This window comes from Nonomuraea sp. NPDC050227, assembly GCF_044459705.1.
Classification (GTDB): Bacteria; Actinomycetota; Actinomycetes; order Streptosporangiales; family Streptosporangiaceae; genus Nonomuraea.
The window spans coordinates 675,942-700,886 of sequence record NZ_JBITJF010000001.1; the positions used below are offsets into that span (position 1 = coordinate 675,942).

Here is a 24,945-nt window from a genome sequence, read left to right on the forward strand (position 1 = left end):
GGCGGGCCGCGACGACATGGACGGGGACGCCGGCCATGAGCAGGGCGTGGCATGGATGTGGCGCAGGTCGTGAAGCCGTGCGTGTGGCAACGGCGTGCCGGGGTTCGCTTGATCAGGGCCGGGAAGAGCGAGCTGAGCGTGATCGGGGTGAGGACCGAGGCGTATGTGACGCTCCTCGTCGACGCAGACCCTTGTGAAGTTGATCCGTGAGAGGACCACCTTCATACCGGGGTTCTGCGCCTCCATGGTGGGCGACGATCCGCCGGGTGTGTCACGCCGCGGTCTGCTGTATCGCGTCCTGAATTGGCTGCGAGCAATGATTCAGTCCGTGGCGTTGGCGATGACGAGGAGCTTTCCGCGCACATGGGTGTGCACGAGATCGGCATACGCTCGCGCAGCCTCTTCCAGCGGGTACCGCCGACTGACGGTGGCAGGCAGGGAGCCGGCCATGGCCTGTGTTGCCAGCTCCTCCAGATCTCCAGGGCGCGCGGTGCTGAAGACGGTGCGCACCGTCAGGTCGGGGCGGTCGAATGCGGAAGGCTCGGGGCTGGGAAAGGCGACGTTGAGCAGGTGGCCTCCTGGCCTGATGGCGTCGCTTGCTCTGACCAGGGCGGGGCCGGGCAGGGCGAGGTTGACCATGGCATCGACGCCGCCGGGGTGGCGCCGCAGTGTCTCGGTGATGGTGTCGACTGTCCGGTAGTCGATCACCTCGGTGGCGCCCAGGTCGCGGACGTAGTCGTCGTCCTCGGGGATCGCGGTGGCGATCACATGTACCTTGGCGGCGGCCAGTAAGGGGACCACGGCGCCGCCGACCCCGCCCGCGGCGCCGGTCACCAGAACCCGTTCACCTGCCTCGAACCGGCCCGCGCGCACCACGGCCAGCGCGGTCAGCCCGGGTATCGGCAGGCTGGCCGCGTGGTCGGCGGTCAAACCGTCCGGGCGTCGGGCGATGGCGGGGGTGTCGGCTTCGAAGACCGCAAAGTCGGCCATGGCGCCGGTGGTGAGGGATGGTGGAGTGGACAGCATCGCGGCGATCTTCGGTGTCGCGCGCGGCAGCCCGACTCCGAACACCTCCTCACCCCGGGTGAACCGGATCACGTCCGGGCCGACTTCGGTCACCGTGCCGGCGAAGTCGCTGCCTGGCACATGGGGGAAGGTCAAGGGGGTCAGCTCGCCTAGCACCCCGCTGAGGGCTCGCAGGTCGGCGGGGTTGATGGCTGCGGCGCGGATGCGGACCTGGATCTGGCCCGGGCCGGGTCGTGGAACCGGAACGTCCTCGACGGTCAGGACCTCGGGCGGGCCGTACTGCTTCGCGACAACTGCTCTCATCATCGACCCCTTACAGTCGCCAAGATAAGTTGACCGACTGGTCATGTTGGTGACCTTAGCACACAGCATGACCGGGTGGTCAAGTTGCGTTAGGCTGGCGTACATGCCCAGAGCCGACGCCGCCCGAAATCGAAGACTGCTCATCGACGCGGCCTGCGCGGAACTGTCCGAGCATGGGCTCGATGCCTCCATCGCGCGGATCGCCGCGCGCGCCGGCGTCGCCAAGGGGACGGTCTTCAACCACTTCTCCAGCAAGGAGGAGCTGGTCTCCGCGATCTTCTGCGACCAACTCGACACCCTCGCCACGACCGGCGAGATCCTGCTGGAGCAAACCGATCCGGGCTCCGCCCTGCTGCAGTTCATGACCGCAGGCGCCGAACTCCAGGCCAACGATCGTGCATTCTGCGAGGCGGCCACTGCGGTCTCGCGCGCCCATCCCGCGATCAGGGCCGCCAGCGACCGGCTGGCACAGGTGGCCGAGGCGCTGACCGCACGCGCCCGGCAGGCCGGAGTCGTCCGGGCGGACGTCACCGGCCACGACATCGTGCTGCTGCTCAATGCCCCTGCCCGGATCGCAGCACCGCTCGCCACCACACGATCCGACCTGTGGCAGCGCTACCTGCGCCTGATCTTCGACGGGCTACGACCGGAAGCCGCGCACGAGCTACCCGTTGCGGCACCAACGAGTGAGGACTTCACCAGGGCCGCCACTCCCTGACATCGTCCTCCCCTCACGACCGTCCCGCCGCCCCAGCCACCCTTTGGTCACCCGCGCATCGGCAATGGGGTATGTCGCCCGGATGCGGAAGATCGTCGCTCCGGCACTGGTGGTTCTCTCGATATCGACACACTCGCGCGACGTGACGACAATCAGTAGTCAGCACGTTGCGCGGAAGGCTCAGGGGTCTCTTGAGATTAGGGCCGGGCCCGAAATCGTCTACACGGTCGTGGCCAACCTGCATCCAGGTTCGGACGTCGGGGAACGGCGCGGCACTCCTCCGGTTACCGGCATCGTCAATCAGGGCCGCCATGACGATGGACGGGTTAGAACCTCCTCGGTCAGGCGGCGTGATCCATCTTTCAAGCCTGTGCCATGTCCGCTGGACAGCGGTTGCCTCAATCGACATCTGTAATCTGCCGGAGGAAAGTCGAGGCGGGAGATGACAGTAGCGCTGACAGCAACCACCAGAGGCATCTGACGACAGCCGTACACGACGCTCCGAGCTCGGTCTCCATTGCCGGAGCAAGGTGGTTGCTCCGGCCGAGAAGCGGAAGGTCGTTGCGGCCCTGGCAGTCAGGGCTTCGTTGTCAGTCTGAATTCGGACGCTCTACGAGGTCACAAGCGAGGTCGATCAGGTGGGTCAGATGCAGGGTTCGGCCGCCACTTCCGGGTAGCGGAACGTGTAAGGGGCCGGTCCAACTGGTTGGAATCGCTGCCGGTCCGTACACGGCCCCGGCCAGTCCGCCGGTGATCGCGGCGACGGTGTCGGTGTCGCCGCCCAGGTCGATCGCGGCGCGGATGGCATCCACATAGCTGCAGGTGGTGCGCAGTGCCCATACGGCTGAGCCAAGGCAGGGCCAGACGGCACCGTTGAACTCGGTGGCCTGGCCGGGATGCCAGCTGGGGGCGAGGATGGCGGCGTAGCGTTGACGATGGTCGGGGTGGACAGCGGTCAGGGTGTGGGAGAGCTGGTCCAGGGGGTTCGCACCGTCCAGAGTGACGCGTATCAGGTCGTGGAAGATCGCGGTGCCTTCCCATGCCGCCGGGTCACCGTGGGTGAGGGCGGCGATGTGCCGAGCGGCGTCCATGGTGGCCTGCTGTCCGTCGCGGGCGAAGTACACCGCCGATGGGGTGGCGCGCATCAGGGCGCCGTTACCTGCGGCTCGGTGGCTGCTCCGGTAGTGGGCGGCCGCGGCCCGATCCCAGGGCAGGCCGCGGGTCAGTACGTCTTCCGTCTGCAGCCCGATGTCTTTGGGCTCATCGGCTGCCCACCGCTGGAAGCGGGCGAAGATATCCGGCAGATCCAAACCGTCGCGTTCCAGCAGCGACTCGGCTACATGAACGGCCATCTGCGTATCGTCGGTGGCCTCGCCAGCATCCCAGCCGCCACCTCCACTCATCTCGCCGCCGGCACCTCGTACCGGAAAGCGGGAGGAGAACGCGCCCGCCGGCCCGAACTCGAAGGGAGCACCCAGCGCGTCGCCCACAGCCGAGCCGACGACCGCACCAACGGCACGCTGCACAAGATCCACGCCAACAGGCTACTTAGCCCTTGCAGCGCCGACCCTCTGGTGCTTTCTCGGCGGGGTGACCGAGCTGATCGAAGGAAACGGCGGACGTTGAGATCATGACGGCCAGGCCGCCGAAAGAGCGCTGAGTACAGCAGCGGGATACAGCAACGCCGCCTTACCCGGTCACACGTTGTCGGCCCGCAGCTACTGCTTGGCTAGAGTTGCCAGGTCTCTACGAGGTGACTGGGCCCCGTTGGTCGCGTCCATTGACGTGGTGTACATCAGCCTCGTACAGCAACACCATCACCCGCCACCGGACAGTGTCTGCCACGTGGGCAGGACATCGCACCACCATACGAGGCTGGGGCGATCGGCTGTCGGCGGCCTTCTTCGTGGGGCCTGCCGGCCGGATGACGCGCGGCCGGGGCAGCAACGTCTGCATCGGCGACACAGCTGCGGCACCACCCACACACTTCTGACCGCGGCCTTCATCGATCGAGCATGGTGGTTGCTCTGTCTGAGCAGCGGAAGGTCGGTTGGACCCCGCCCATGACCCAGACCTTCGCGGATGCAACCCCGTGGCACCGCCGGGACGGTCAGGTGGTACGCCGAGCAGCGGGTACTGCTGGGCGGCGCAGAAACGATCATGCTCCCACGAGGGGCCCCACAAGCATGGGGCGGTCGAGCATGTCCGGCCTGAACGGCACCCCGGTGACCTTCGCCGCCAGGGCGAAGCCCCTTGGCACGGCGGTGCCGTAGTTGTCCTCCCAAGCGGCGTCCCAGGCAGCCTCGTCCTCCGGCATGTCGAGCCGCATGCCCAGCTCCCGCATGAAGCCGTTGAGCCGGTCAGGGTCGGAGCCGTAACGCTCGTACGGGTGTCGCAGCTGGTAACCGGTGACGAACATGCCGTCGATCGCGTACGCGAAGCTGTGGTCGGCGTAGTCGTGCCGGGTGACCGCCACAACCTCACAACCCTGCGACAGCTCGGTCACCACCGCGTGGCACGTAACCATCCAACCGTGGGGCTCGATGGCCACGCACCACTCGCCGGCCTTGAAGACGCCCACGTAGCCGCCGCCAAGCCCGCCGTCCGTCTCGAGGACGAACTCGTCGGCCTTGCCCTCGAGCCCGCGGAAGTCCGGCTCCTGGCCGAAGCTGTCACCGCGGCTGAAGCGACGCACCACCTCCGCCGGGTCGAGCCCGCGGAAGAAGGCCACGCTGAAGATCACACCCAGCTCGCCGCCCAAGCCCTCGGGCACGTTGAGCCACTGGAACGGGGCCAAGGGGTCGGTTGTCGTCATGCGGGTCATGGTGGCAGGCCGTACCGACAGTCAGTCGAGATCGCGGCCACCTCGATGAAGGCCCACATTTGATGGGGTCCTGATCCATGCGGAGGAAGTGCTGTACAGCAACACCGCGCCTTGCAGGGGGGCTCTCCACCTACTCGCATCTGCCCTCTGAGCAGGGCGAGAGGCCGCTGACGGGGCGTCCACGGCTCAGGCGGTCAGGTGTCGTACAGGCCGTCCCATGGATCGTAGAAGCCGAGGTTGGTCGGGTAGAACTCGGCGTGTTCTTCGCCTTCGAAGGTCTCGATGACGAGGCCGAACAGCACTCCGTCGAACGTCTGCTGGAAGGGCCGGATGGCGATGTCGTCGAAGCGGAGGCCCGTGAGCGTGTCGAGCCAGTGTTTCAGTCGCTGCTCGGCGAGGTCGACGGCCGAGCCGTGGTCGTCGGCGCCGGTGGGCTCGATGCGGGAGCCGAGGTGGTGGCCGGCGGCGTCGAAGGTGTGCAGAACGGCGTACCAACGCGGGGACTGCCATGCGCTGGACAGTAGACGTGGGGACTGACAACACGTCTCTGCGGCTTGGGGCCCTGATGGTCGGCGCTGGATGGTGGTGGACGTCGTCGTTCTTGGTACGGATCAGAAGTTTCGGGTTCGAGTACCGCACGCAAAAGGCCCGCGACCTGGCTCAGGTGGGCGAGCTGATCGCCGTTCTCATTACCTCACGCGTAATCGCGGTCCTTACGCGCGTGCTGCCATTGTTCAGGTGTCGAAACGAGCACTTGAAGGAGCCGAGATGACCGCCCTCACCATCACCGCCGACCGGACCAAGTTCCTGCGTCTCGCTCTTGTCGCGGACGCCGTCGTCACCGGCCTCAACGGGCTGGTGTACCTGACCCTGGCCGGCCCCGTGAGCGACCTGCTCGGGCCGGGTGCGGGGCTGTTGCGCGAGATCGGGGTCTTCCTGCTCGTGTACGGCGCCGCCGTCGGCCTGGTGGCCGCGCGTCCCGCGATCAGCCAGAACGCCGTCAGGGCCGTCATCGCGTTGAACATCGTCTGGACCCTGGGCAGCGTGGCGGCCGTCGTGACCGGCGCCGTCGGGTTCAGCACGCTGGGGGCCGCCTGGGCCATCGCGCAGGCCCTCGCCGTGGGGCTGTTCGCCGAGCTGCAGATCACCGGGTTGCGCAAAGCCCGTCGCTGAAGCCTGTTCGAAGGCATCGCCGCCGCGCCTTGGGTGCGGCACGCGGCCGGGCCGCGCTCGCCGGAATGCGGGGACGGCTACTGATCCCGCTGTCGTTCCATGCCACATGGTCGGGTCGATCGTTTGCGATATGGAGATCGGTCCCGAAGTGGTGTCTCAGGAGCGAGGCCCGCTGGCTGGGATTTATTTCGGGCGCGATTCCGCCGTGCGATCAATAAGGTGTCTCCCATGCGAGGCCGCGGCGGGAGAAATCGACAGACAGATGTTGTGAGGCTGCGCCGTCACGCGGACTTGGCTCCGCCATCCGGGGGCGCGGAGATGGTGAGTACGGCGGCAGGCCCCAAGGGAGAACTCGTCGTTGTGTGGGCCTCGCAGGAGAATTCCGATGCGCTCACCGCACAGACTGTCGCCCTCGATGGGGCATCTCGTACGGCTGCGCCCGCCGCATTACAGGTCGCCACGTACCGCCCCCATCTGACGAGGGCGGTTTCCATCGCCCGGCACTCACAGGCGCACAACCACGTCCAGCCGCTGCCGGACGGGGCCGTGCTCTTGGTGGGGGCGCGGTGCCGTTGGCGGGACGGAGCGGCCGAGTCCAACGCCGCCGTCTACGATGCCGATGGAAAGCTCCTGCGAAAGGGCGTACTGGGAGACGGAATCGCGGACGTGCAGACGACGCTTTCCGGCGACATATGGGTGAGCTATTACGACGAAGGCGTGTTCGGCAGCTTGGGGTGGGGAGAGAAAGGCAGTCCTGCCCCCATCGGATCCTCTGGGCTGATCCGCTTCGGGGCTGACCTGGCTCCCGCGTGGCGATATCCGTACGACGGTGAGTTCGGCGCGATCTCCGACTGCTACGCGCTGAACGTGTCGGGAAATGAAGCGTGGGCCTACTACTACACCGACTTTCCGCTTGTGCGGGTTCGAGCCGGCGCGGTTGCCGGCTGGTCCACACAGGTGAGGGGCGCCCATGCGCTCGTTGTCGCCGGCGACCGGGTGGCGCTTGTCGGCGGATATGCGGAACATCGGCACCGGGTGGTCACCGGGAGCATCAAGGGAGAAGGCTTGTCGGTGGATCGTCCCACCCGGCTGGTGATGCCCGACGGACGGCCGGTTCCCAGGATGGCGGCCGTGCTGGGGCGAGGCAGCGAGCTGCACGTCGTCGTGGGCACTACTTGGCTGAAGGCGGGGTTCGAGGACCTGGCGTCAGCCTGAGTGATCGAACGGCACAACGGCGGCGGCGACGGCGGGGACGGCTGGTCGCAGCGCCCTGCGATCCACTCGTTCGCTGGATTGAGCCGACCGAGGTCCTGACGCTGTTCGTACGTGATGGTGCCGCAGTCGGCCGCCGCGGGGGCGCGCCCTTCAGGGCGTGACGGTGGTGAAGAGAGCAGAACCGGCCCGGCGTCATGTGCTGTTTCCGGCAGGAGCGTCCTTGATCACCTGGACGCGGACCCGCGACGACGCCTCGTCCGGCGCGAGCGCGAGCGGGTCGGCCTCGCCGCGCAGAATGTGTCAGCGTTCCGTGGCGAGTTCGAGCCGGGCTGCGTGCAGCCCGCCCGAGACCCTGCCGACAACAAAGGCGCAATCGCCGACCGGAATGTCCGGCGGGCCGGGTGTTGCGGCGTTCCTACTCTTGCGGCGTTCCTACTCTTGCGGCGTTCCTGCTGCTGCGGCGACGTACGCCTCGATGCCGTCGAGGATTCTGGCGAGGCCGAATTCGAAGCCGTCGAGCGGAGGTTCGTCGGCGAGGAACATCGGGTCCTGGATCGCGTCCGCGACGGCGTTCAGATTGCGGGAGCGGAGCTGGCCGTCGAGGAACACGCGGACCGCGCGTACCGCCCGCTGCTGGTCGGGGTTCGCGCGGCGCAACGCGGCCGGTGTCGGAGTGTTGCGGCGCAGGTTGGCGCCGTACCGGGCGTGGCTGTCGAGGAGGTACGCGCAGTTCAGCATCAGCTGCGCCTCCATGCCGGTCGATCCGAGCGCGGTGATCAGGGCGTCCAGCCAGGCCGCGTTGTGCGGGGTCAGGGAGACGGTGGTCGGCACGTCCAGCAGCCACGGACGGGAGAGGAAACGCTCGAACAGCCGGCGTGACCACAGCGCGGCCGCCTCTCGCCAGTCGCCGTCGGGCAACTCGGGCGGGTCGCCCCAGGCGCGATCGGCCAGGAGCACGATGAGCTCTTCCTTGGAGCTGACGTAGCGATACAGCGCGTTGGCGGTCACGCCGATCCGGGCGGCCACCTTGGGCAGGGAGGCGGCGGCGATGCCCTCCTCGTCGGCCAGTTCGGTCGCGACCGCGATGATCTTCTCGACGCTGTGCGCCGGCTTGGGGCCGCGCCGCCCGCCTGTGTCGACGACGCCCCAGGCCGCGGCCAAGCCAGGCGGCAGCGCATCGAGGTCTGCGTCGTCGGCGGGCCCGGGATCCGGCACGGGCTCGCGGTCTCGCGTGAGGTCGCGTCCGGAGCTCTTGCGTGGGGTCATGGCCGGCATCCTCTCGAAGATCTGAAGGAAATAGTAGACGGCTTACACAGTTGTTGCTACTGTGCATGCCATGAACACTTCATTACTTACACAGATTCAGCTCCCGCCCACGGCTCGCCGCTGGATCGGCGTGGCCGCGATCCTCGGCGCCGTCTTCGCGATGGCCGAGCTCCCCCTCTACTTCGTCGTGCCCGCGTGTGACCCTCCGGCCTGCGGTGTCGAGACCGGCGCCCTCATGCCGGACTGGCTGATCCTCACCCGTACGCTCTTCAACTTCTGCGCGCTGACGCTGTTCCTGGTGTTCATGAGCGGCGTCCGGTCCCTCATCACGCGGGCCGACGCCCGCTACGAATGGTTCGGGGCGGTCGCCGGCACCGCCGGCGTGGCGTGGACGATCATCGACATGGTCGCCAAGGGGATCGAGGGCAGCAGCGCCATCAAGGCCGTCGAGGAGATCGACCCGACCCGCACCGTGCCCACCTACCTGCTCTACGGCTCGATGAGCCACCTGATGCTGGTCGTCTTCGGTGTCGCCTTCGGGTACGCGGTGCTGCGCACCGGCGCCCTTTCCCGGTGGGTCGGCTGGTCGTCGTTCGGCATCGCCGCACTGCACCTGGTCGGGGTGCCGTCGATGTTCTTCGGCTTCAACTCGTCGGAGTTCTACGCCTCGAACGGCTGGGGCGCGGTCGCGATGTTCAACGGCATCGCCGCCATCTGGGTGGCGGCCGTCGGCGTCGCGGCGCTGAGGAAGAGGGTCGTCCCGGCGCCGCGGTTCGCCTGACGGCGGCGACGCACAGGCACGTACGCGTGGCGAGTTCGGCGGGCCGGATCCCGCTCAAGCAGGCCGGATCCCGCTGAAGCGAATCAGATCCCGCTCAAGCAGGTCGAATTCCGCTCAAGCAAGCTGAAGCAGGTTGGATTCTGCTCAAGCAGGCTGAAGCGGGTCGGAATCCGTTGAACTCCCACGCGCCGAACTCCCCCGAGTAGCGATGGAACCGAAAGCCCGGTGCGGGTGAGTCTGTGGTGAAGGGTGCGAATGCGCCCTGTGGAAGGACTTCCCCCCATGAGAGGACTCACCCCGGTGGCGGCCATCACGGACGCCGCCCTCATCGAGGAGTCGCTGGCCGACCCCGATCGGTTCGCGGGCCTCTTCGACAGGTACGCGGATGAGATCCACCGATATGCCACCAGACGGCTCGGCCAGGAGAACTCCGCCGCGGCCGACGACGTGACGGCCGAGACGTTCCTCGCGGCGTTCCGAAAACGGTCCCGCTACGACCTGTCCAGACCGGACGCCGCCCCCTGGCTGTACGGCATCGCCGCCAACCTGATCGCCAAACACCGCCGTACCGAGGTGCGCAGGCTGCGGGCCCTGGCCAGGATGCCGGGTCACGACGACAACCCCTTCGAGCAGCGCAGCATCGACCGGATCGACGCCCAGCGGCTCGGTCCCCGCCTGGCCGACGCGCTGGCCAGGCTCTCTTCGGCGGAACGCGAGCTGCTCTTCCTGGTCACCTGGGCCGAACTGTCCTACGAGCAGGCGGCTCAGGCGTTCGACATCCCGGTGGGCACCGTCCGTTCCCGTCTGTCCCGGATCCGGGCCAAGATTCGCAACGTCCTGGAGGACCCCCGATGAACGAGTTCGACCTGATCAACGAGGTCCGGCCGGGAGTGGCGCCCTACGACCCCGGCACCAAGGCCATGGCCAGGGATCGGCTGCTCAGAGCGGGACGGTCCCGGTGGGCCTGGCGCAGGCCGTACGCCTTCGCCCTCGCCGGAGGGCTGGCGGTGGCCGTCGGCGTGGTCGCGGTGCAGGCCCCGTCCCCCTCGAACCCACCTCACGAGATGAAGCTGCTGTCGGCCGCCGAAGTGCTCAACCGCGCGGCGAAGGCCGCGGCCGACGAGATCGAGCCGCGCGACGACCAGTACATCGTGGTGAAGACCCTGCAGACGATGGACTACTCCCTGATGCCCTACGAGAAGTCCAAGGAGCACTACTACCGGCGCTACAAGAACACCATCTGGCTGCGAGCGGGCGAGCGGCGGCCAGGGCAGTACGCCGACGGCGTGCGCAAGCAGACACCCATCGAGCCCTTGGCCTATGCCGGCGAACCGATCCCGAAGTCCGCCTACAAGGACATGGGAACCAAGATCCAGCCCATCGTCTACTGCAAGGACTTCAAGAGCGACTACCCGACGATCAAGAACCTGCCGACCGACCCGGCCGGCATGCGCGCCCACCTCGACGCCATGTGGAAGCCCAAGGCGGAGAAGCTGACGCCGTTCCTCGCCTTCCTCGCCGCACGTGAGCTGCTGTGGCAGACGTACCTGCCGGCCGCGCAGCGCAGCGCGTTGTACCAGGCCCTGAGCACGTTCCCCGGCATCACCATCGACGAGGAGGTGCAGGACGCGGCGGGCCGCGAGGGCGTCGGCGTGGGCTTCACGAGCCCGGACGGGCTGCGCTGGGAGCTGATCTTCGACAGGGACACCTACGCGCTGCTCGGCGACCGTCAGGTGGTGGTCGACGCCAAGGCGGCCAAGGTGGCCAAGCCGCCGGCCGGCACCCTGGTGGCCGCCACGGCGCAACTCGACATCTCGGTGGCCGACTCGGCGCCCGACGTCGAGATCGAGGAGAAGTTCAAGAGCGGGCAGTGGTGCACCGGCAGCTAGTCCCGACGAGGGCAGCGGGGGGTGTGGTTTCCCGCACCCCCGAACGGCCACCTGCCTCATGGTGGCCCCCCCTTGATCGTTCCTAGTCTCTGACGCATGACGGAATGGCTGATCGACCTGATGGAGCTGCTGGGCGCGCCGGGAGCGGGGATCGCGATCGCGCTGGAGAACCTGTTCCCGCCCCTGCCCAGCGAGGTGATCCTGCCGCTGGCCGGCTTCACCGCCTCCCAGGGGGCGATGAACCTTGCCGCCGTGCTGCTGTGGACCACGGCCGGCTCGGTGATCGGGGCGCTGGCGCTGTACTGGGTGGGCGCGGTGCTCGGCCGCGAGCGCACACTGGCGCTGGCCGCCCGGCTCCCGCTGCTGAAGGTCTCCGACATCGCGCGGACCGAGGCGTGGTTCCACAAGCACGGGCGCAAGACGGTGTTCTTCGGCCGGATGATCCCGATCTTCCGCAGCCTGATCTCCGTTCCCGCCGGGGTGGAACGTATGCCGCTGGGCGTCTTCACGCTCCTGACCACGGCCGGGAGCCTGCTCTGGAACACCGTGTTCGTGCTGGCCGGCTGGGCGCTCGGCGAGAACTGGTCGCTGGTGGAGTCCTATGTCGGCATGGGCACCAACGCGGTCATCGCCGTGGTGCTGCTGGCCGTGCTGGTCTTCGTGGGCGTCCGGCTGGGCGAGCGGCGCAAGGGACGGCATGCGGCACAGGCCGGATGACGGCGCGGGCCGGTCGTCACGGAGGCGTTGCGCGACGGACGGCTCGGGCGTCCTGCCCGGTCAACGCGGCGAGGGCGTCGAGGAGGGTGGAGGCGGCCGGAGGGCCGGACCAGCGGGCGGCGACGTGCCCGTCGGGACGGACGAGCAGCGCTCCCTGCCCGGTGATCCCGCAGAACGCCGCATGTTCCACGGGCAGGGACTCGACGCGCACCGGCCATGGCGTCGCCGGCCCGGCCCAGGCGACGGGGTCCGGGGTGAGCACGGTGAACCATTCGCCGAACGTGTCCAGGGTCGAGCGGTCGCGGGTGAGCCAGAGGTGCGGCATCCGGCGACCTGGTTCCGCGCTGGGCACGTAGTCCGCGCCCGGCGGCTCCGGCTCGGGCCCCTCGCCCGCGAGGACGGCGCCGGAGCGGTACGTGCCGCCCAGCACCAGGCCGAGCTGCGCGAAGTACCGCTCCGACCAGGGCAGCTCGACGTGGTCCGGCGCTGCCCGGCCGGGCCGGAGCTGGGCGCGGCGCCGGTTCTGCACGTCGAGCATGAGCTCGGTGTTGGCCACCGCCTGGCGCAGTGTCCGGCAGGCGACCGGCCGCCGCTCCTCCTCGTACGTCTCCAGCAGGCCGGGAGCGGCCCACCCGCGCAGGACGCCCGCCAGTTTCCAGCACAGGTTGTGCACGTCGGCGATGCCGGTGTTCATGCCCAGCCCGCCGACGATGGGCATCGCGTGCGCGGCGTCCCCGGCCAGCAGGATCCGGCCGTGGCGGAAACGCTCGGCGACGAACGCGTCGGTCTCCCAGTGCTGGATCCGTACGACGTCGGCCGGCACGCCGCCGAGGGCACGCGCGAGGAGGGCGGGCCAGTCGGCGTGCGGGCCGTCGTCCGGGGTGGGGACGAACCAGGCCCAGCCTCCTTCCGGATACAGCGGCGCGAACAGCCCGTGCGCGGTGAAGTAGACCCCGGCGGGCCGGTCGGCGCACCAGCGGCGCAGGTCGGCGTCGAACACGACGGTGGTGAAGCCGCCCATGCTCCCGGGCCCGGTGACGCCGATGCCCAGCAGGCGCCGGACGGTGGAGTTCGCGCCGTCGGCGGCGAGGACGTGACGGACGCGGAGCCGGGTGCGCTCGCCGCGCCGGGGTCCGCCGAGCAGGACGGCCACGACGCCGTCCGCCTCCTCGGTCAGGCCGGCGAGCTCGACGCCGAAGCAGGCCGGCGACTCCGCCCCGGCGAGCAGGACGGGTTCCAGGCGGTCCTGCGAGGTGACCACGCCGGTCACGGGGCTCTCGGGCACCGGCGCGTCGATGCCGGTCATCGCCGCCGTGGCGAAGTCGCGGCCGCACAGCGTGTCGCGGAAGCGGATGCGGCCGTACTCGGGGGCGAACGCGTGGGCGGTGATCCCGGCGGCGAGCCCGAGCCCGCGGTAGATCTCCATCGACCGCACGTTGACCAGCCGGGCCCGCGGGAAGGGCGACGGCTCTCGGTGCCGTTCGACCAGCAGGGTTCGCACGCCCCAGCGGTCCAGCAGCGCCCGTGCGGTGAGCCCGACCGGCCCGCCGCCGACGATCAGCACCTCCACCTCGCCGTCCGCCCTGGGGACGCTCCGCAGCCGATCCACGCCTCATCGTAAGCAGGGCTTGCCCGGCCGAGTCGTCGCGGCGGGGCGGGCGCGGGAGGCGGCGCGGGCCGGTGAATCGTCCGTAAGCTGAGGATGTGTCTCCCGCACTGGTCCTCCTCGACGGCGTCCGCTGGCACGGCGCGCGCGTCGTGGGCGACCGCGCGCACACCCTGCTGGCCGTGCTCGCCCTGCACGGGCGCGCGGGCGTCGGCGACGAGCGGCTGGTCGAGGAGCTGTGGCCCGACGGCGCGCCGGCCAACCCGACCAAGGCGCTGCAGGTGGTCGTCTCCCGGACCAGGGCCGCGACCGGCCCCGACGTCGTCGTGCGCGTTGAGCGCGGTTACCGGCTCGGGCTGTCCGCTGGCCAGGTCGACGTCCTGCTGCTGGGGACGCTGGTGGAGCAGGCGCGGGCCGCGCTGGGCCAGGACGACGCGGCGCTCGCGCGCCGCCGTGCCGAGGAGGCCCTGGACCTGGTCGCGGCCGGCGGCCCCGACGGCGCCACGGGCGCGCTGGCCGACCTGCGCGCCGTCGCGGCGCGGCAGGCGGCCGAGGCCCGGCGGGTGGCGGCGATCGCGGCCGCCCGCGGCGGCGCGCACGGGGCCGCGCTGCCGCTGCTGGAGGAGGCCGCGGCCGACCGGCCGCAGGACGAGGAGCTGCTGACCTGCCTGCTGCGCAGCGAGGCCGCCGTCCGCGGCGCCGCCGCCGCGCTGGAGCGCTACGAACGCCACCGCTCGGGCCTGATCGCCCGGCTCGGCACCGAACCCGGCCCCGAGCTGGCCCGCGTGTACGCCGAACTCCTCGCCGCGGACCGGCCGGTGCGCGTCGGCCTCCAGTTCGACGGCTCCTCGCTGCTCGGCCGCGAGGACGACATCCGCGCCGTCCACGCCCTGTTGCAGACCAACCGGGTGGTCTCCGTCGTCGGCCCCGGCGGCCTGGGCAAGACGCGGCTGGCCCATGTGGCGGGCCGGAACGCCGCGCAGCCCGTCGTGCACTTCATCGAGCTGGTCGGCGTCTCCTCGCCGGAGGGCGTGGTGGGCGAGGTGGGGTCGGCGCTCGGGGTCCGCGACTCGGTCAGCGGGCGCCGGATCCTGACCGCCGGGCAGCGCGCCGACGTGCGCGCCCGCATCGCCCAGCATCTCGACCAGGCTCCGGCGCTGCTCGTCCTGGACAACTGCGAGCACGTGATCGAGGCCGTCGCCGACCTGGTGGCGTTCCTGACCGTGACGACCCGCGACCTGCGGGTGCTGACCACCTCGCGCGCCCCGCTGTCGATCCCGGCCGAACGCGTCTACCTGCTCGGCGAGCTGCTCGCCGAGGACGCGGCGGAACTGTTCCGGCAGCGCGCCACGGCCGCCCGCCCCGGGGTGCGGATCGGCGAGGACGCGGTCGCCGAGGTCGTCGCCCGCCTCGACGGGCTGCCGCTCGCGATCGAGCTGGCCGCGGTCAAGGTACGGGTGATGTCGGTCGAGGAGATCGCGCGGCGGCTGGCGGACCGGTTCGCCCTGCTGCGCGGCGGCAACCGGACGGCCCCCGACCGCCACCAGACGCTGCTCGCGGTGATCGACTGGTCGTGGAACCTGCTGGATGAGCCCGAACGGCGGGCCTGGCGCTGGTTGTCGCTGTTCGGCGACGGGTTCACGCTGACCGCCGCCGAGCACGTACTCGGCCCGGACGCCCTGGCCGTCGTGGACGCGCTCACCGAGCAGTCCATCCTCGGCGTCCGCGAGACGGCGTACGGCCTGCGCTACCGGATGCTGGAGACCGTCAGGGAGTTCGGGCGGCTGCGGCTGAAGGAGGCCGGCGAGGAGGCGGCGGCACGCGCGGCGCAGCGGAAGTGGGCCACGGCGTACGCCCTCGCACACGCCTACACGCTGTTCGGCCCGGGGCAGTACGAGTCGGTCGACGCGCTGCGCGCGGAGGAGGGCAACCTCGCCGACCTGCTCCGGCAGGCACTCGGCGAGCCCGACCCGGCCGCGACGGTCCAGTTGCTGGCCGGTGTGGGCTCGCTGTGGTCGATCCGCGGCGACCACACCCGGATCTTCGTCCACCGGGAGGCGATCGGCCAGGCGCTCAAGGGCTGGACGCCGCCACCGCCGCTCGTCGAGGTGACCAGGGCCGCCCTGCTGATCACGCTGATGAACACCATCGCCGTGACCGACCGCGCCCACGATCCCCTGCGCCTGCTCCTTGAGGAGCTGCCGGGAACCGGCGAGACCGATCCCCGCCTGGGGGCCATGACCACGGTGGCGCTCGCGTGGGACCGGGACGACGCCCACCGCAAGCTCCTGGAGCTGCGCCGCAGCCCCGACCGCGACGTGGCGCTGGCCGCGGCGCAGGCGAGCATCCACGTCCTGGAGAACGTCGGGGAGGTGCACCAGGCGATCGGGGCCGCCGAGCAGGCCCTGTCGCTGCTCCGCGACAGTGAGGGCCCGTGGATCGGCGCGGTCGCGCACGCCGTGCTGGCCCAGCTGTTCATGCAGCTCGGCGACCGCGGGCGGGCGGTCGGTCACGCCCGGACCGCGCTGCCGGTGCTGCGCCGGCTCGGCGCCGTCGACGACGAGGCCCAGCTCCGCTCGGTCCTGCTGATCTCGGCGCTGGCCGACGGCGATCTCGACGCCGCCGAGGCCGAACTGGCCGGCATCAACGGGATCAGCGAGGGCGACACCGTGCTCGGCGGCGCGGCGATCGACTCGCTCTGCGCGGCCGAGATCGCCCTCGCCCGCGGGGAGACGTCCGCGGCGCTGGTGCACTACCGCAGGGCGGTCGAGCGGGCGCGCGACCTGCGTCCGCCGGGGGTGCCGTACGAGGGGGCCACGTCGTGGTCGGTCGTCGCGGAGTCGATCGCGCTGACGGCGTACGCCCACCACGCCGGGCCGCGGGAGGTCCGGTACGGCGCGGAGCTGTTCGCCGCCGCGCGGGGCTACGACCTGCTGATCGTGACGAACCCGGTCCTCGACTTCCCGGTGTGCGGCTCGATGTTGTTCGCGCTCGGGACATGGGGGCTGCTGCGGCAGGCCGTGGCGGCGCGCGACGCGATCAGGCTGCTGGTGCTGGCCGAACGGTTCTCGTACAACAGCACGATGCCGAGCATGCACTTCGCGCTGATCGAGCCGCACGCGGAACGGGCCGCGCCGGGCACGCTCGCGGCCGTCCGGGCCGAGTACGGCCACCGGCGCGGCCCTGACCTGCTCGACGAGGCCCGGCGGCACGTCGATCAGGTCTTCGGCCATGACCGGCGGCGCTCACATGTGCCGCTTGTAGCTGCGCACCGACAGGGGCGCGAAGATCGCCATGACGACCGCGCACGCCAGCAGGGTCCAGGCCACCTCGCCGCTGACGAGGGCGTTGTTGGCGAGGTCCCGGGTGGCCGTGACCAGGTGTGAGACCGGATTGACCCGGACGAACGCGGCCAGCCACCCCGGCAGGGTCTCCACGGGGACGAACGCGTTGGACAGGAACGTCAGCGGGAACAGGATCATCATCGAGATGCCCTGCACGGCCTGGGCGCTGCGGGCGATCGTGCCGACCCAGGTGAAGATCCACGCCAGCGACCAGCCCGTGAAGATCGCCAGCAGGATCGCGGCCAGCACGCCGCCCACCCCGCCGCCCGGCCGGTAGCCCATCAGCACGCCCATGCCGAAGGTCAGCGTGGCCGCGATCGTGTAACGCAGCAGGTCGGCCACCATCGGGCCGGCGAGCGGCGCGATCCGGGCGATCGGCAACGACTTGAACCGGTCGAAGACGCCCTTCTCCATGTCCTCGCGCAGTTGCGTGCCCGTCGCCATGCACGTCGTCAGCACGGTCTGGGCGAGGATGCCGGGGATCATCAGCGGGAGGTAGTTCTGCACGTCGCCGGCGATGGCGCCGCCGAAGATGTAGGCGAACATCGCGGTGAACAGCAGAGGTTGCAGCGCCACGTCGAAGAACTGCTCCGGGTTGCGGCGCATCTTCTTCAGCGCCCGCCAGGCCATCGACAGGGTCTGGCTGACGGTCTCCGCCAGGGTCACGCGCCGCCGCGCGGCCTCCACGCGGTCGGCGGCCCTTACCGTCTCGCGGGTGGGGGCGATCATGGTGCTCATCGGTTCTCCTCCGTGCCGGTCGCGGCGTCGTCGTCCGTCCCGTGGCCGGTCAGGACGAGGAACACCTCGTCCAGGCTGGGCTTGGCCACGCTCACCGACGAGATCGACACCCCGGCGGTGCGCAGGGCGATCAGCACCTCGGCGGCCAGGTCGGCCTGGTCGAGCGCGACGTTGAGGCGGCCCTGCTCCGGGCTGAGCACCGGGTCGGAGCCGAGCACGCGCCGCACGACCTCCACGGCGGCGGGCACCTCGTCCGGCTCGGCGAGCAGCAACTGCAGGGTCGAGTTGCCGACCGCGCTCTTCAGCTGGTCGGGCGTGCCCTCGGCGACCTTGCGGCCGTGGTCGATGACGGCGATGCGGTCGGCGAGCTGGTCGGCCTCGTCCAGGTACTGGGTGGTCAGCAGCACGGTGCAGCCGTCGGAGACCAGGTCGCGGATGGCGTCCCACATCTGGCCGCGGGTGCGGGGGTCGAGGCCGGTGGTGGGCTCGTCCAGGAAGATCAGCGGCGGTCTGGTGATCAGGCTGACCGCCAGGTCCAGGCGCCTGCGCATGCCGCCGGAGAACTGCGAGATCGGCTTGTCGGCCGCGTCCTCCAGGCCGAACTGGCCCAGCAGCTCGGTGGCGATGCGCCGGGCGCGCGGCTTGGCGATGCCCTGGAGGCGGCTGAACAGCCAGAGGTTCTCGCGGGCGGTCAGGTTCTCGTCGACCGAGGCGTACTGGCCCGTGACGCCGACGAGCTGGCGGATCACGTGCGGGTTGGCGGCCACGTCCACCCCGAAGATCTCGGCGCGGCCGGCGTCGATCTTCAGGAGGGTGGCCAGCATGCGGAGGGTGGTGGTCTTGCCCGCGCCATTGGGGCCGAGGACGCCGAAGATCTCGCCGGTGCGTACGTCCAGGTCGATCCCGTCCACGGCCCGGTGTGCGCCGAACGTCTTCACCAGCCCTTCGGCGTGTACGGCCGCCTCGGTGGCCGCTCTGGGGGGCGGGCCGACCCCGGTGTGCCCGAGTTCTGTGATGCTCATGGCTCCAGTGTCGGGGACGCCGGTTTCATGGCGCCCTCGACAAGGTTTCACCGGTTGCCGAGGAGAATGTACGGATGCGTGAATCGCCGTGGATGATCCTCATCGGTCCCGCCGCGGCGGGCAAGAGCACCCTGGGCGAGGGCATGGCCGCGGCGACGGGCCGGCGCTTCGTCGACATCGACGCGATCGGCGCCGACTACTACGCCGAGGCAGGCTGGGACATGGACCGGCTGCGCTCCCGGATCCGGGCCGTCGGCCGGGTCGCGGCCGAACGGGAGTGGGAGCCGGCCCGCGCCCATGCCGTGGAACGCGCGGTGGCCGACCACCCGGACGCGATCGTCGCCCTCGGGGCCGGCCACAGCCACTACACGCGGCCGGAGCTGTTCCGGCGCGTCCGGGCCGCCCTCGCCGCCGTCGAGCACGTGGTGCTGGTGCTGCCCTGTCCGGACGAGGAACGATCCGTCCAGGTCCTGCGGCGGCGCAGCCTGGCCACGAAGCAGACCGACTGGATCAGCGCCGACGGCCACGACTTCCTCGCGGAGTGGGTGCGCGACCCGGGCAACCGCACCCTGGCCACGACCGTCCTGCACACCGACGCGGACACCCCCGACCAGACCCTCGCCCGCCTCCTGACCGCATGCGGAACCGGCTAGCGCTCGGAGCCGACGGCGGTCAGGCGCCCAGGACGGCCTTTCTCTCCTGGCGGATGACGGCCTGGATGTCGAGGTCGTAGTTGCACAGGATGACGCCGACCCAGTCACTGTCGAGGTAGATCGACCAGTTGGTGTTGCCGCCCGCGATGCCACCCCCGTGGCTGACGTGCCGCTGGTCGCCCGTGATCCCGGCGACCGGCCCGTACGCCTGGAACGCCTCCGCCGCGGGCGCGGGGCCGGGGCCGGCGAGGGGCGGGCCGGAGACCTTGGGGCGCGGGCGGCGTTGGTGCCCGGCCCGCCGTTCAGCACGGCCCCCGCCTCCAGGTGGCGGACGCCGTCCACCCGCGAGCCGTCCGACTGGTAGATGTACGGATGGGCGATGCGTGCGTCGTTGAGCCAGCCCGTCCGGGTGTAGTAGGCGGAGCGGGTCATCCCCGCGGGGACGAAGATGTTGCGGCGGACGTACTCGTGGAAGGGCAGCCCGGAGAGCGTGGCGACGAGCTCGCCGAGGATCTCGTAGCCGGAGCTGCTGTAGGTCTTGTCGGTGCCGGGGGTGTAGACGGGCTTGAGCAGGTGGGTCCGCGTCCTGACGAACCGGGTCTGCTCCTCGACGCTGTGGGTGACCAGCTTGACGTCGTCCGGGTCCTGGACGGTGAAGTCCGGCAGCCCGGAGCTGTGGGTGAGCAGTTGGTGCACGGTGACGTGCCTGGCGACCTCGTCGGGGAAGCCGTCCAGGTACGTGCCCAGCTTCTCGTAGAACCTGAGCCTGCCCTGCTGGGCGAGCTGCACGACCGCCAGCCCGGTGAACGGCTTGGACGCCGAGGCCAGGCAGTACACGGTGTCGGTCCGATTGCGGATCGACCGTTCCTTGTCCGCCATCCCGTACGAACGGGCCAGCACCGGACGCCCGCGACGGGCCAGCAGCGCCGTCCCGGAGAACTTGTCCTGCTCGGCCAGCGAACGGAGATGACGGTCATAGGCGGCCACCCCGCCCTCGGCAGGCGTCAGCCCGCCACCGGCCGCCAGGGGCACCGCCCCGAGCAGGCCCAACGTCGTCCGCCGCGACGGCCTCGCGGATCCGGCTCCACTCATGCGCACCTCTTCTCGGACAGGTCCAGGAAAGGCATGCAACCGGTCACGGCGTTTCCCCGGTGTTTCCCGTACGGCCGCCACGCCGGGCGGACCAGCACGGTAATCTCATCGGACGATAACTAAATGCATTAATCTGACGACTGTGAGTAATGGACACGTTGTCGGTACGCCGCCGCTTCGCCGTACCCTCACCCGCGTCCTCCGCCGCGTCGGGAGGCGGGGCGCCTCCTTGACGTTCGTGGGCCTGCTGAGCCTGGCCATCGCGGCCTCGCTGGCGTTCGTGCCGGGCAACCAGCGCGGCACTCCCGGCTACGCGTCGCTGGCCGTCGTCGCGCCGTTGCCCGCCTGGGCGGCGGTCTGGTGCGCGCTCGGCATGCTCTGCCTGGCGCAGGCGTTCATGCGGTCCGACCGGGTGGCCTTCGCCGCCGCGACCGCGCTGCTCCTCACGTACGGGCTGATCTATCTGATCTCGACCTTCACCGGCGACAACCCGCGCGGCTGGGTCGGCGGGGCGGTCTGGCTGGCCTTCGGCGGCTGGATCGCGCTGATCGCCACCTGGCCCGAGGCGGTCGTGCTGGGCCGCCTGCCGGGCGGCCGCGCGGCGTCCTCGACGGCCGTCATCGTGGCCGACGCCTCGGGCACGATCCAGTCGTGGAACCCGCAGGCCGAGGCCCTGTTCGGCTGGGACACCGACGAGGCGGTCGGCAGGTCGCTGACGATCCTGATGCCGCCGCGCTTCCGCGACCCGCACACCGACGGGCTCGCCCGGGTGCTCTCCGACGGCCACTCCGACCTGGCCGGCCGGATCATCCCGCTGGTCGGCCTCCACCGCGACGGCAGCGAGTTCCCGATCGCGCTGACGGTCAACGCCTGGCACAGCGACGACGGCGTCACCTACACAGGGGTGATCCGTCCATTGGGGGGCCGCCATGTCCGCTCTGAGTGACATCCTGGTCCAGCTCGGCGTCGGCATCGTGCCGCTCGGCGTGGCCTACCTCGCCTTCCGCTCGGCGACGGACGCCAGCAAGAAGTCCCAGCAGAGCGCGTTGCTCCAGGTCGAGCACCAGGCCGAGGTCGAACGCTCGAAGGTCGACGCCGAGGCCTTCATCCGCGCCAAGACGATCTACGAGGACGCCCTGGCGCAGATGGAGAAGCAGATGACCCGGATGCAGGGCCAGGCCAGCCAGCTCGGCGCGGAGCTGGTCAACGAGCAGAGCAGCTCGGTGGCGATGCGCGACCAGATCCGCCGGTTGCAGGCCCAGATCCGGGCCCTGGAACGCACGGTTCTCGCGTTGCGCTCCCAGCTCGTGGACGCGGGGTTGTCGCCGGCGCCGCCGTCCGACCTGACCGGGCCGCATCTGCTGCGACCGCAGCACTCGGCCGACTAGGAGGCGGCGCGGGCCAGGCCGTGGGCGGCGGCCAGCAGCTCGACGGAGCGCAGCCACGCCTTCCTGTCGGGCGCCGAGGAGACAACGATCAGCTCGTCGGCCTGCGCGTGCGCGGCGAAGCGGGTGAGATAGTCCTCGACCTCGGCGGGCGTGCCGACGGCCGAGTACTGCATCATCCGCAGGATCTGCTGCCCGCCCGGCGATTCGAGCACCATGTCGGCCTCCTCCGGCGTGAACGTGCGCCCGCGCCCGAGGAACCGGCTCACCCGGTACCGCTTGGCCGTCAGCAGCTGCTCCTGCGCCTCCTCGCGGGTGTCGGCGGCGATCACGTTCACCCCGGCGATCACGTACGGCTCGGCGAGCTGCTCGGACGGCTTGAACTCGCGCCGGTAGAGCGCCACGGCCTCCTCCAGCGCGTCGGGCGCGAAGTGCGAGGCGAACGCGTACGGCAGCCCGAGCGCGGCGGCGAGCTGGGCGCCGAACAACGACGAGCCGAGGATGTACAGCGGCACGTTCGTGCCCTTGCCGGGCGTGGCGTCCACACCGGGGATGCGTGACTCGCCGGTCAGGAATCCCTGCAGTTCGAGGACGTCCTGGGGGAAGGTGTCGGCGGCGCCGGGGGTGCGCCTCAGGGCGCGCATGGTGGGCTGGTCGCTGCCGGGGGCGCGGCCGAGGCCGAGGTCGATGCGTCCGGGGTGGAGGGTCTCCAGGGTGCCGAACTGCTCGGCGATGGTCAGCGGGGAGTGGTTGGGCAGCATGATGCCGCCCGCTCCGAGGCGGATCGTCCTGGTGTGAGCGGCTACGTGGGCGATGAGCACGCTGGTGGCCGAGGAGGCGATGCTAGGCATGTTGTGGTGCTCGGCGTACCAGATGCGGTGGTATCCCAGTTCTTCGGCCCGCTGGGCCAGACCCACGCTCGCGGCCAGACTCTCGCTCGCCGTCTCTCCGTCGCCGATGTGCGCCAGATCAAGGATGGAGAGTGGAACAGTCATGGGGAACGAGCCCTTTCGCCTGGACGGTGGCCATCGGGCAGTGCAACCGTAATGGCTCTCCGCTTATTTCCCGAGCTGGTTCCCGGGCTTGTTCCCCGGGCGCCCCCGCGCGGGGGCGCCCGGGAGGCGTCAGGACGCGGTGCAGGTGAGGGCGGGCGGGGTGCTGGTCGCGGCGTCGCCGTTGGCGAGGAAGCCGAACGTGGTCGTCGCGCCGCCGGCCAGGGCGCCGTTCCAGCTCAGGTTCGTCACGGTGGCGTTGCCGGACAGGGTGCCGTTCCAGAGCTGGCTGATCGTCTGGCCGCCGGGGAACGTCCACTGGACCTTCCAGCCGGCGGTCGGCGCCGAGCCGGTGTTCTTCACGGTGACCTCGCCCTGGAAGCCGCCCTGCCACTGGCTGGTCACCTTGTAGGCGGCCGAGCAGCCGGCCGGGCCGGTGGTGGGGGTGACGGTGGGCGTGACCGTCGGGGTCACCGTGGGGGTCACGGTCGGGCTCGCGGTGGGCGAGGGCGCGGCCATGGCCAGGTCGTACGCCCGCTGCGGCACGAACTGCCCGGCCCCCGCGATGCAGCCGTCGGCCTCGCCCGGCGGCTTGACCCACAGGTAGGCGTCGATCGCCGCGTCACCCGTGTTCGTGGTGCTCCAGATGCCCGTGGCCCGGCCGGCGGGGTCGCACCACTCGCTGCCCGCCGGGCCGTTGCCGTTGCGGCTGGTGTCGATGACCGCCTTCAGCCTGGACACGCCGGTCGCCGCGATGACGCTCTTGGCGTACGACACCAGTCCCGGCGTCGCGCGGTAGTTGGAGGTGTTGAGCGCGATGCCGTCGGCGCTGCCCCCGACGTCGGCGCCGTTGAGCCTGGACGCGGCCTCCGACGGCGACAGCCAGGCGTCGTGACCGATGTCGAAGTACACCTTGACCTGCGACGACGTCGCCTTGAACTTCTTGCCCGCGTACGCCATGGACGCCTTCACCTCGGCCTGCTGCGCGGCGTTCATGCAGTTCGTCATGATGGCCAGCGCGTCCGGTTCGAGGACGACGGTCGCCGCCCGCCCGCCCAGACCGGCCGCGATCTGGTCGATCCACGCCCGGTAGGACGCGTGGTCGGGCGCCCCGCCCGCGCTCGCGCCGCCGCAGTCGCGGTTGGGCATGTCGTACACGACGACGATCGGGATCTTGCCCGCCGCGGCGGCGGCCCCCACGTAGGAGTCCACCTGGCCGCGCACGGTCGCGGGGTTGTAGCTGGCGAACCACCGGCCCTGCGGCACGGCGGCGATCCGGTCCCTGATCACCGGCGTACGGCTGTCGCCCGGGTTGGCGGCGACCCATTTGGCGGCGTTCGTCTGGGGATCGAGGTAGAAAGCGGAGTCGGCGGCCTGGGCGGTGGACGAGGCGAGGACGACCGCCCCCGCCGCGGCCACGGCGGTGGCGGCGACGAGCGCCGCGAGCACGGGCCTTCTGCGAGACATGAGGTTACTCCGTCCGTAGAGTGGGAGTGGGAGCGCTCCCACGGCTCTCTCCGGATCGTAGGGAGCCCGCCCGGCCACAGAAAGACATCCGACCGCTGCCGACCGGTTTTCCCCAGGCCACGGCCGGTCAGGGCGATGAAAGTTTCACTCCGCCAGGCACGCCTCGAACACCGCGGTCAACCGGTCGACGTCGGCCGCCGTGGGCTGCTCCGGGCCCAGCCGGCGGCGCATCGCGCCGATGCCCAGGAAGACCGCCGTCGCCATCCTGGCCCGCGCCTGGACGTCGGGCCCGTCGAGCTGCGCGGCCAGCGGATCGAGGATGGACGTGCGCAGGCGCTCGCGCACGACGTCCTGGATCTCCGGATGGGCGGCCGAACGTTCGAGGGTGCGCAGCACCGGGCTCTCGGGGTCGTGGTGCATGCGCTCGGCGGCGTATTCGGCCAGGCGTCGCGGCAGGCTCCCGTGATCGCCGGCCAGCAGGGCGACGAACGTGGGCTCGCCTTCGAGCACCGCGCCGAAGAGCCCGGCCTTGGAGCCGAAATAGCGGCCGACCAGGGCGATGTTGGCCTCCGCGGCCGCGGCGATCATGCGGACGGTGACCTGCTCGTATCCGTGCTCGCCGAACAGCACGCGGGCCGCGTCAAGGATGCGCTGCCGGGTGGCCTCGCGTCCGCGGGGCCGGGCGTCCGTCGTCGGGGCGTCCATGTTCCGAACTCTACTCAGGAATAAAGTCA

General features: G+C 70.6%; 22 protein-coding genes and 2 pseudogenes. 13 read left to right on the forward strand and 11 right to left on the reverse strand.

Annotated features, from left to right (window positions below; all coding sequences use genetic code 11):
- Nucleotides 1–321: 321 nt before the first annotated feature.
- The gene (locus tag ACIBK9_RS03660) at nt 322–1,329 is read right to left on the reverse strand and encodes an NADP-dependent oxidoreductase (protein ID WP_397154894.1); all 1,008 of its coding nucleotides are present in this window, start codon (nt 1,327–1,329) and stop codon (nt 322–324) included.
- 103 nt (nt 1,330–1,432) lie between these two features.
- Between ACIBK9_RS03660 and ACIBK9_RS03665 the strand changes: the two genes are divergently transcribed.
- Nucleotides 1,433–2,047: a TetR/AcrR family transcriptional regulator gene (locus ACIBK9_RS03665; protein ID WP_397154896.1), complete on the forward strand. Its 615-nt coding sequence runs from the start codon at nt 1,433–1,435 to the stop codon at nt 2,045–2,047.
- Nucleotides 2,048–2,637: 590 nt separating this feature from the next.
- Here the strand turns inward: ACIBK9_RS03665 and ACIBK9_RS03670 are convergent.
- Nucleotides 2,638–3,582, reverse strand: a complete 945-nt coding sequence (locus tag ACIBK9_RS03670; RefSeq protein ID WP_397154898.1) for an ADP-ribosylglycohydrolase family protein — start codon at nt 3,580–3,582, stop codon at nt 2,638–2,640.
- Nucleotides 3,583–4,205: 623 nt separating this feature from the next.
- Nucleotides 4,206–4,862 (reverse strand): DUF6461 domain-containing protein, encoded by a 657-nt coding sequence (locus ACIBK9_RS03675; protein ID WP_397154900.1) that lies wholly within the window; start codon nt 4,860–4,862, stop codon nt 4,206–4,208.
- Between the two features lie 266 nt (nt 4,863–5,128).
- On the opposite strand from ACIBK9_RS03675, the gene ACIBK9_RS03680 reads away from it, so the two are divergent.
- The 3 genes from ACIBK9_RS03680 (at nt 5,129) to ACIBK9_RS03690 (ending at nt 7,259) form a co-directional block, all read left to right on the forward strand.
- Entirely contained in the window at nt 5,129–5,395 is a 267-nt protein-coding gene (locus ACIBK9_RS03680) for a hypothetical protein (protein ID WP_397154902.1), read from the forward strand.
- A 244-nt stretch (nt 5,396–5,639) separates the two neighbouring features.
- Nucleotides 5,640–6,044, forward strand: a complete 405-nt coding sequence (locus ACIBK9_RS03685; RefSeq protein ID WP_397154904.1) for a hypothetical protein — start codon at nt 5,640–5,642, stop codon at nt 6,042–6,044.
- A 360-nt stretch (nt 6,045–6,404) separates the two neighbouring features.
- Nucleotides 6,405–7,259: a hypothetical protein gene (locus ACIBK9_RS03690; RefSeq protein ID WP_397154906.1), complete on the forward strand. Its 855-nt coding sequence runs from the start codon at nt 6,405–6,407 to the stop codon at nt 7,257–7,259.
- 432 nt (nt 7,260–7,691) lie between these two features.
- Here ACIBK9_RS03690 and ACIBK9_RS03695 read toward each other — a convergent pair whose 3' ends face one another.
- Complete coding sequence (locus ACIBK9_RS03695; RefSeq protein WP_397154908.1) at nt 7,692–8,525, reverse strand: TetR/AcrR family transcriptional regulator; 834 nt, start codon at nt 8,523–8,525, stop codon at nt 7,692–7,694.
- Between the two features lie 70 nt (nt 8,526–8,595).
- Between ACIBK9_RS03695 and ACIBK9_RS03700 the strand changes: the two genes are divergently transcribed.
- The 4 genes from ACIBK9_RS03700 (at nt 8,596) to ACIBK9_RS03715 (ending at nt 11,912) form a co-directional block, all read left to right on the forward strand.
- Nucleotides 8,596–9,306: a hypothetical protein gene (locus tag ACIBK9_RS03700; RefSeq protein WP_397154910.1), complete on the forward strand. Its 711-nt coding sequence runs from the start codon at nt 8,596–8,598 to the stop codon at nt 9,304–9,306.
- Between the two features lie 282 nt (nt 9,307–9,588).
- Nucleotides 9,589–10,161, forward strand: coding sequence for an RNA polymerase sigma factor (locus ACIBK9_RS03705; protein ID WP_387672142.1), 573 nt, complete (start codon nt 9,589–9,591; stop codon nt 10,159–10,161).
- Nucleotides 10,158–11,195, forward strand: a complete 1,038-nt coding sequence (locus ACIBK9_RS03710; RefSeq protein ID WP_397154912.1) for a CU044_5270 family protein — start codon at nt 10,158–10,160, stop codon at nt 11,193–11,195. Before ACIBK9_RS03705 ends, ACIBK9_RS03710 begins: the two co-directional genes overlap by 4 nt.
- A gap of 96 nt (nt 11,196–11,291) precedes the next feature.
- Nucleotides 11,292–11,912 carry a DedA family protein gene (locus ACIBK9_RS03715; RefSeq protein ID WP_397154914.1) on the forward strand — a complete coding sequence of 207 codons (621 nt, stop codon included), beginning with the start codon at nt 11,292–11,294 and terminating at the stop codon, nt 11,910–11,912.
- Between the two features lie 16 nt (nt 11,913–11,928).
- Here the strand turns inward: ACIBK9_RS03715 and ACIBK9_RS03720 are convergent, their stop codons facing one another.
- On the reverse strand, nt 11,929–13,521 hold the full coding sequence (locus ACIBK9_RS03720; protein ID WP_397154916.1) for an FAD-dependent monooxygenase: 1,593 nt from the start codon (nt 13,519–13,521) through the stop codon (nt 11,929–11,931).
- Between the two features lie 323 nt (nt 13,522–13,844).
- Between ACIBK9_RS03720 and ACIBK9_RS03725 the strand changes: the two are divergent.
- Nucleotides 13,845–15,083: pseudogene (locus ACIBK9_RS03725) on the forward strand (ATP-binding protein); the annotation flags it as partial.
- Nucleotides 15,084–16,763: 1,680 nt separating this feature from the next.
- Here the strand turns inward: ACIBK9_RS03725 and ACIBK9_RS03730 are convergent.
- Both ACIBK9_RS03730 and ACIBK9_RS03735 read right to left on the reverse strand, forming a co-directional pair.
- Nucleotides 16,764–17,600, reverse strand: a complete 837-nt coding sequence (locus tag ACIBK9_RS03730) for an ABC transporter permease (protein WP_397154918.1) — start codon at nt 17,598–17,600, stop codon at nt 16,764–16,766.
- Nucleotides 17,597–18,622: an ATP-binding cassette domain-containing protein gene (locus ACIBK9_RS03735; protein ID WP_397154920.1), complete on the reverse strand. Its 1,026-nt coding sequence runs from the start codon at nt 18,620–18,622 to the stop codon at nt 17,597–17,599. The genes ACIBK9_RS03730 and ACIBK9_RS03735 overlap by 4 nt, the downstream gene beginning before the upstream one ends.
- A gap of 74 nt (nt 18,623–18,696) precedes the next feature.
- On the opposite strand from ACIBK9_RS03735, the gene ACIBK9_RS03740 reads away from it, so the two are divergent.
- Nucleotides 18,697–19,275, forward strand: a complete 579-nt coding sequence (locus tag ACIBK9_RS03740; protein ID WP_397154922.1) for a shikimate kinase — start codon at nt 18,697–18,699, stop codon at nt 19,273–19,275.
- 157 nt (nt 19,276–19,432) lie between these two features.
- Nucleotides 19,433–19,639, forward strand: coding sequence for a hypothetical protein (locus ACIBK9_RS03745; protein ID WP_397154924.1), 207 nt, complete (start codon nt 19,433–19,435; stop codon nt 19,637–19,639).
- A 104-nt stretch (nt 19,640–19,743) separates the two neighbouring features.
- On the opposite strand, the pseudogene ACIBK9_RS03750 reads toward ACIBK9_RS03745, so the two are convergent.
- Nucleotides 19,744–20,367: pseudogene (locus ACIBK9_RS03750) on the reverse strand (serine hydrolase domain-containing protein); the annotation flags it as partial.
- Nucleotides 20,368–20,605: 238 nt separating this feature from the next.
- Here ACIBK9_RS03750 and ACIBK9_RS03755 point away from each other — a divergent pair.
- Together ACIBK9_RS03755 and ACIBK9_RS03760 are read left to right on the forward strand one after the other, a co-directional pair.
- The gene (locus ACIBK9_RS03755) at nt 20,606–21,313 is read left to right on the forward strand and encodes a PAS domain S-box protein (protein WP_387672213.1); all 708 of its coding nucleotides are present in this window, start codon (nt 20,606–20,608) and stop codon (nt 21,311–21,313) included.
- Entirely contained in the window at nt 21,297–21,755 is a 459-nt protein-coding gene (locus tag ACIBK9_RS03760) for a hypothetical protein (RefSeq protein WP_387672111.1), read from the forward strand. The genes ACIBK9_RS03755 and ACIBK9_RS03760 overlap by 17 nt, the downstream gene beginning before the upstream one ends.
- Here the strand turns inward: ACIBK9_RS03760 and ACIBK9_RS03765 are convergent.
- From ACIBK9_RS03765 to ACIBK9_RS03775, 3 genes are all read right to left on the reverse strand, one after another.
- A complete protein-coding gene (locus ACIBK9_RS03765) occupies nt 21,752–22,747 on the reverse strand; it encodes an LLM class flavin-dependent oxidoreductase (protein ID WP_397154926.1) in 996 nt (331 codons plus the stop codon). The two genes, ACIBK9_RS03760 and ACIBK9_RS03765, sit on opposite strands and share 4 nt — an antisense overlap.
- A gap of 129 nt (nt 22,748–22,876) precedes the next feature.
- Nucleotides 22,877–24,211 carry a glycoside hydrolase family 6 protein gene (locus ACIBK9_RS03770; protein ID WP_397154928.1) on the reverse strand — a complete coding sequence of 445 codons (1,335 nt, stop codon included), beginning with the start codon at nt 24,209–24,211 and terminating at the stop codon, nt 22,877–22,879.
- Between the two features lie 144 nt (nt 24,212–24,355).
- Nucleotides 24,356–24,916 (reverse strand): TetR family transcriptional regulator, encoded by a 561-nt coding sequence (locus ACIBK9_RS03775; protein WP_387672102.1) that lies wholly within the window; start codon nt 24,914–24,916, stop codon nt 24,356–24,358.
- Between the last annotated feature and the right edge of the window lie 29 nt (nt 24,917–24,945).

Excerpts from the sequence above, each read along its gene's own strand:
- ACIBK9_RS03685 (WP_397154904.1), top strand. The coding sequence starts at position 5,640 with ATGACCGCCCTCACCATCACCGCCGACCGGACCAAGTTCCTGCGTCTC.
- ACIBK9_RS03760 (WP_387672111.1), top strand. The coding sequence starts at position 21,297 with ATGTCCGCTCTGAGTGACATCCTGGTCCAGCTCGGCGTCGGCATCGTG.
- ACIBK9_RS03735 (WP_397154920.1), bottom strand. The coding sequence starts at position 18,622 with ATGAGCATCACAGAACTCGGGCACACCGGGGTCGGCCCGCCCCCCAGA.
- ACIBK9_RS03710 (WP_397154912.1), top strand. The coding sequence starts at position 10,158 with ATGAACGAGTTCGACCTGATCAACGAGGTCCGGCCGGGAGTGGCGCCC.
- ACIBK9_RS03775 (WP_387672102.1), bottom strand. The coding sequence starts at position 24,916 with ATGGACGCCCCGACGACGGACGCCCGGCCCCGCGGACGCGAGGCCACC.
- ACIBK9_RS03715 (WP_397154914.1), top strand. The coding sequence starts at position 11,292 with ATGACGGAATGGCTGATCGACCTGATGGAGCTGCTGGGCGCGCCGGGA.
- ACIBK9_RS03765 (WP_397154926.1), bottom strand. The coding sequence starts at position 22,747 with ATGACTGTTCCACTCTCCATCCTTGATCTGGCGCACATCGGCGACGGA.
- ACIBK9_RS03705 (WP_387672142.1), top strand. The coding sequence starts at position 9,589 with ATGAGAGGACTCACCCCGGTGGCGGCCATCACGGACGCCGCCCTCATC.
- ACIBK9_RS03770 (WP_397154928.1), bottom strand. The coding sequence starts at position 24,211 with ATGTCTCGCAGAAGGCCCGTGCTCGCGGCGCTCGTCGCCGCCACCGCC.
- ACIBK9_RS03700 (WP_397154910.1), top strand. The coding sequence starts at position 8,596 with ATGAACACTTCATTACTTACACAGATTCAGCTCCCGCCCACGGCTCGC.
- ACIBK9_RS03740 (WP_397154922.1), top strand. The coding sequence starts at position 18,697 with ATGCGTGAATCGCCGTGGATGATCCTCATCGGTCCCGCCGCGGCGGGC.
- ACIBK9_RS03730 (WP_397154918.1), bottom strand. The coding sequence starts at position 17,600 with ATGAGCACCATGATCGCCCCCACCCGCGAGACGGTAAGGGCCGCCGAC.
- ACIBK9_RS03675 (WP_397154900.1), bottom strand. The coding sequence starts at position 4,862 with ATGACGACAACCGACCCCTTGGCCCCGTTCCAGTGGCTCAACGTGCCC.
- ACIBK9_RS03695 (WP_397154908.1), bottom strand. The coding sequence starts at position 8,525 with ATGACCCCACGCAAGAGCTCCGGACGCGACCTCACGCGAGACCGCGAG.
- ACIBK9_RS03660 (WP_397154894.1), bottom strand. The coding sequence starts at position 1,329 with ATGAGAGCAGTTGTCGCGAAGCAGTACGGCCCGCCCGAGGTCCTGACC.
- ACIBK9_RS03665 (WP_397154896.1), top strand. The coding sequence starts at position 1,433 with ATGCCCAGAGCCGACGCCGCCCGAAATCGAAGACTGCTCATCGACGCG.